Annotated in this window: 2 protein-coding genes; one reads left to right on the forward strand and one right to left on the reverse strand. The window is 38.2% G+C overall.

The window, feature by feature from the left end; translation table 11 throughout:
* Nucleotides 1-99 precede the first annotated feature (99 nt).
* Nucleotides 100-450: a winged helix-turn-helix transcriptional regulator gene (locus C1T29_RS08670; protein WP_014664240.1), complete on the reverse strand. Its 351-nt coding sequence runs from the start codon at nucleotides 448-450 to the stop codon at nucleotides 100-102.
* Between the two features lie 166 nt (nucleotides 451-616).
* On the opposite strand from C1T29_RS08670, the gene C1T29_RS08675 reads away from it, so the two are divergent.
* Nucleotides 617-1,363: an SDR family NAD(P)-dependent oxidoreductase gene (locus C1T29_RS08675; RefSeq protein ID WP_103032199.1), complete on the forward strand. Its 747-nt coding sequence runs from the start codon at nucleotides 617-619 to the stop codon at nucleotides 1,361-1,363.
* The last annotated feature ends 69 nt before the right edge of the window (nucleotides 1,364-1,432 follow it).

Raw genomic sequence — 1,432 nt, forward strand, 5'->3', positions numbered from 1 at the left:
TGAATATCTCATTTATTTCTGACTGACTGTTCTTCATCTGTTAGGTGATGGTATTGAAGTTGTTTAGCATTTACTTCAGCAGCTACATCAATCCTAACTTTAGTTGTCTGGTTGTACAATTTCATATTCGCCTTCTGCATACTCTTGCTCCGCATAATGGCTTCCCCATTGACATAGCTCCTGCAAGATAGGTTTAAGAGATTCTCCAAGTTCAGTGGATGAATATTCAACCTTCGGCGGTACTTGATTATACATCTTTCTGCTCACAAGTCCACTGGCTTCAAGCTCTCTAAGTGTTTGAATCAGCATTTTCTGAGTTATATTTGGGATAATGCGCTTTAATTCACTCGTTCTCTTTGGTCCATTCATTAAAAAGTATAATACAAGGCCTTTCCATTTTCCACCAATAACTTCCTTTGTCACTTCAAACCCACAGCTAAATTTTTTCATGTCGAAAGCTCTCCATTCCACATTTATTACTTTTTAGTTACTATATCACAAAAAAGTGGGTACTTCCGATAATGTGCTTACTGAAGGATACTATATCTTGTAAGTTGTTCTTCAAGTACTTAAAGGTACTAGACATAAAATAAAATTAATTCTAGGAGTGTTAAGTATGGGTAAATTTGAAGGTAAAATAGCGCTTGTAACGGGTGGAACAAGCGGGATTGGTCTTGCTACAGCACAAAAATTTGTAAACGAAGGTGCATATGTTTATATCACGGGACGTAGACAAAACGAACTTGATAAAGCTGTTAACCAAATTGGCAAGAACGTAACCGGTGTTCAAGGTGATATATCTAAGCTTGAAGACTTAGACAAACTATATGACATTATAAAGCAGGAAAAAGGTAAGTTGGACATTCTTTTTGCTAATGCAGGCATCGGCAACTTCCTTCCATTAGATGAAATTACTGAAGAGCAGGTTGATAGGACGTTCGACATTAACGTGAAAGGAACCATCTTTACTGTTCAAAAAGCGTTATCACTATTCCCGAACAAAGTAGGTTCTATTATTGTAACGGGCTCTACTGCTGGATCAATTGGCAACCCAGCGTTTAGTGTATATGGAGCATCTAAAGCAGCATTAAGAGCACTAGTTCGCAACTGGATTCTTGACCTAAAAGGTACTGAAATCCGTGTAAATGTGGTTAGTCCAGGAGTTATTCTTACACCTGCATACGATGAGCTTTTTGGTGATGCACTTGAAGGAGCAATGGAAAATACCAGAAATACTGTCCCAGCTGGAAAAGTTGGGACACCTGAAGAAGTAGCAAACGCTGTATCTTTCCTTGCTTCAGACGAAAGCAGTTACTTGACGGGTGTTGAATTGTTCGTAGATGGCGGGCTAGCACAGGTATAATTTCACTGCTAAAAAAGTCGTTTTCCTTAAAGGACAGGGAATTCGACTTTTTTATGTTTGAATTTGATT

Source organism: Bacillus sp. MBGLi79 (assembly GCF_002953915.1).

Coding starts and splice junctions, on each gene's coding strand:
- C1T29_RS08670 (WP_014664240.1), bottom strand. CDS start 450: ATGAAAAAATTTAGCTGTGGGTTTGAAGTGACAAAGGAAGTTATTGGT.
- C1T29_RS08675 (WP_103032199.1), top strand. CDS start 617: ATGGGTAAATTTGAAGGTAAAATAGCGCTTGTAACGGGTGGAACAAGC.